Source organism: Bacillus sp. GMs2/2 (assembly GCF_050172095.1).
GTDB lineage: Bacteria > Bacillota > Bacilli > Bacillales > Bacillaceae_G > Bacillus_A > Bacillus_A cereus.
In genome coordinates this window covers 1-3724 of sequence record NZ_JBNLYE010000374.1, presented here as the reverse complement: position 1 = coordinate 3724, position 3724 = coordinate 1, and the positions used below count along the sequence as shown (strand labels likewise).

The window sequence follows — 3724 nt, the reverse complement described above, 5'->3', positions numbered from 1 at the left end:
CCATTGAATTAGCAATAACCTCTTTGAAAATAACTTAACCAAAATTAGTTAAAAAATGTATCGTACAAAAAATGAGCTCATTTCTCAAAATAACTAGCTGTAGAGAAAGGAAAATTTCATTTTGGGTCTACTTCAAAATTTTAGCTTGATGGGCATGTGGTACTCCCCCTATTAACCTTGGCAGAACAATATTTATAACAAGAATGGGTAGTAAGTATTTTTAGGTATATAGCGATATGATGATACCCCAGAACAAAACAACTTAACATGGTAAAATTATATTTGGATAGGAGTCCAATACATATTATTAAAATTAAAATTGTTCAGGCCGGAGGAAGGCGCCCTTGGGGTCTTTTCTTTTTTTCAAAAGCACCTGCTCAATTAATCCCTAAAAACTTAAGGTAAAGTGAACCTGTTAAAATACATGGAATGAACCCTAGTTTTGCCCTCTTATCTAAAGGAGGAACTATTATTATGGGATATGGTGGTACTTGCGGTGAAGGCTGCGGTTTTGCTTTATTAGTTGTATTATTTATTCTATTAATCATTATCGGATGCAGTTGCTTCTGTTAAAAAACTATTAGAAAAGACATCTTAGGGTATCTTTTCTTTTTTCTTAAAAGGGGCTTTCCAGCGCTTCGAAAAAAAGCACACTAAGGGTATGCAAGATTTTATACAGTTTTTCGGCTAATCCAGTAACAAACGAGAACCTTAAAAGCGCGCCAGGATAGAAATGTATAAAAAAATGAATAGAGTAAAAAGGCTGATTCCTTGTGATAGTAGTGATTTACTTTTACACTTGCTACCGATACTGATGCCTTATGTTGACTAGTTGTGAATACATTATACATATGTTTTTAAGAGTAAAATAATAAATATGAAATTTCACCCTTAAATGGTAAGATTATTAAGAATGATCAATTTATAAGTAAAGATAAAGGGTCAAAAAGGAATGGTTGAATATTACATTGAACTATGTACAAGAATGTATGAAATAAATAAGTCAATTGTAAAAGGAAAGGAACTAGATTTTTTCCTTTCTTTTGTAAAAGATAAAAAGATGAAAGTGCTCGAACCAATGTGTGGAAATGAGCGAATGCTTAGTCCATTTATGTAAGAAGGAGTCTTCTTGCTAAAATGATAAAATCTCTCCGTAAACGTCCAATAGCCTTAAAATATACCAAAATTGAGAAATATGAAAAAGACACTCTTATAAGTGCCCTTCTTAGCAACTAAGTCCGCTGCAGCTACTACCATAACCCATATGAATTCCTCCTGTAAAAGGATATTTTAAGTTCATATTAAATTATTAAAATAAACCACACCAAAGTTTTCATTAAATCTTTTACACCAAACAGAAACCGAACCATATTCATTTACATCTATCCCTTCAGGAATTTCGTAGTTTTGGTCTCCTTTATTTCCCTTTAATTTTCCTAATTCAATATACCGATAGTTTTTCACGTCTTCATTATTTTTCAAACGATTTGTAGGAACTAATACAACTCGTACATCTGGCCCATTAGATGTTGCAAAATTAGAAAGTCGTAAAACACGTTTTCCATCTGCTAATTGGTGAATTTTTGCCGTTCCGGTTGTTTCATGGACACCGTTTTGAAACTGACCTTCCCTTATTACTCGATCACTTTGCTGCTTTATTTCAGTTGATTGTATCTCTGCTTGTGGCAATGATTCATTTACGTGCTTATCAATAAATAATTTCTCTGGTCGGAACAATGACCATAAAATCCCCAATACAATTATCAAACCACCTATAAGCCATACATATTTTCTTTTCATAAAGTAAAAAACCTCCTGTAACATACTGTGTAGTAGTATGTTAACAAGAAGGTCTTTCATTTTTCTAACATAAATGTTACAAAAGTCTTTCAGCCATCTTATTTTTTTACTGATGTGATGGGAAGAGTGAACCAAAATTCACTTCCCTGCTTACCATCTGCGCGATTCCTTACACCAATTTCCCCTTTGTGCATTTCAATTAATGATTTTGCAATAGCTAATCCAAGTCCGGAACCTCCAGATTGTGAACTTCTTGATCGATCTGTTCTAAAAAAGCGTTCAAATACACGTAATTGATCATTTGGAGAAATTCCTATTCCTTCATCCCGCAAAGTGAATTGGACCTTTTGAGTTAGTTTATTTTCCACTACAGTCAACTCGATTGTTCCAGAGATAGGAGAATATCGAATTGCATTATGTAATAAATTACCTATGACCCTTTCTATTTTACAAGGCATAATCAAAAGTTGAGGTAATGTATCAGGGACCTCCAATTGCACATGGATTTGTTTGTCCTCTAATAAGACAGAATGTGACTCTAATACATCTAATAGAACTTTATCTAAATGTGTGAAACTTGGGTGAAAATCTACTTGCTCAAACTCTAACTTTGAAAGATCAAATAAGTCGTTAATTAATCCATTTAATCTTTCTATTTCTTTTAAAACCGTTGCTAAGTATTGCTTTTTCATTTCAGGATCTTCAATCAGGTTATCTTGTAATGCTTCTATCATCATTTGCATACTAGCCATAGGTGTTCGTAAGTCATGTGAGATATTGGTAATTAGCTCCTTACGAGAGTTTTCCTGTTCCTCTAACTTAGTAAACCCTTCTTCTAATTTTTTTGCCATCTGTTGAAAGGCTGTTGCTAATTCTTTAAACTCACGTGGTTCTTGCCCAATTATATACATTGTTTCAAAGTGTCTATCACTAAATTGTTTCGTCAATTTTATTAAATTTTGTATAGATCTCATGATAGGACGTGTCATTAACCAATAAATAAACGTTGAAATAATGAATGCCACAAATGCAATTACTGTTAATAACCGCGTTTGTTCCTGTTCAAGTAACATTTTGGTCTCACTATACCATATAGCAATTACCATAATACTGGTACTTAATAGATTCATGAGTAACAATTGAATACGTAATCTCATGTTTCATTTCCTCCATTTGGCTCAAAGCGATATCCTATACCCCAGACCGTATGAATCCAACGATTCTTTATCGTATGCTTCTCGAGCTTTTCACGTAAACGACTCACTAATACGGTAACTGTGTTTGATGCCCCTTCATGTCCAAAATCCCAAATTAATTCAAGAAGCTGCGAGCGAGAAAATACTTGTTTTGGATGCTTTGCCATGAGATAAAGTACTTCAAACTCTTTCACCGTTAACTCCACTTCCTTATCACAAACAAGTACATATCTTGTCTTTGGGTATATTTTTAAATCTGGAAACTCTATCACTTCCAACAGGGATTCTTTCGCTTGTATTGGCACATGACTTCCTCTTCTTAGTATAATTTGAACCCTTAATACTAATTCACGAGGGGAAAATGGCTTTGTTAAATAATCATCTGCCCCCATTGTTAAGCCTAAAATCCGATCCCTTTCCTCTCCCTTAGCAGTTAACATAATAATAGGGACATTTGACTGTTGACGAATTTCCTCACATAATTCCCATCCATCTTTTTTTGGCATCATCAAATCTAATATAATTAAATCTGGTTGATGTGTAAGAAATAAATCCCAACCTTCTTTACCATTTACAGCTGTATAAACTTCATATTCTTCTCTTTCTAAATATCGTTTGCATACTTCTCGAATATTTTCTTCATCTTCTACGATTAAAATTCTTTTCTTCATATACTATCCTCACTTCTTTTTCACCAATAACACAAAATTTTTTTCTATTATTCAATA

Annotated in this window: 4 protein-coding genes and 1 pseudogene; 2 read left to right on the top strand and 3 right to left on the bottom strand. The window is 33.2% G+C overall.

Translation table 11 applies throughout. The features are described from left to right. The first annotated feature begins 474 nt into the window (after positions 1 to 474). Positions 475 to 573, top strand: a complete 99-nt coding sequence (locus ACQGS6_RS24520; RefSeq protein ID WP_074595434.1) for a YjcZ family sporulation protein — start codon at positions 475 to 477, stop codon at positions 571 to 573. Positions 574 to 952: 379 nt separating this feature from the next. Continuing rightward, positions 953 to 1114: pseudogene (locus ACQGS6_RS24515) on the top strand (SAM-dependent methyltransferase); the annotation flags it as partial. A gap of 182 nt (positions 1115 to 1296) precedes the next feature. Here the strand turns inward: ACQGS6_RS24515 and ACQGS6_RS24510 are convergent. The 3 genes from ACQGS6_RS24510 to ACQGS6_RS24500 form a co-directional block, all read right to left on the bottom strand. Beyond that, a complete protein-coding gene (locus ACQGS6_RS24510; protein ID WP_098379122.1) occupies positions 1297 to 1800 on the bottom strand; it encodes a DM13 domain-containing protein in 504 nt (167 codons plus the stop codon). A 98-nt stretch (positions 1801 to 1898) separates the two neighbouring features. After that, positions 1899 to 2957, bottom strand: a complete 1059-nt coding sequence (locus ACQGS6_RS24505) for a sensor histidine kinase (RefSeq protein ID WP_100618830.1) — start codon at positions 2955 to 2957, stop codon at positions 1899 to 1901. Continuing rightward, positions 2954 to 3667, bottom strand: a complete 714-nt coding sequence (locus tag ACQGS6_RS24500) for a response regulator transcription factor (protein ID WP_000746049.1) — start codon at positions 3665 to 3667, stop codon at positions 2954 to 2956. The genes ACQGS6_RS24505 and ACQGS6_RS24500 overlap by 4 nt, the downstream gene beginning before the upstream one ends. Positions 3668 to 3724: the final 57 nt, after the last annotated feature.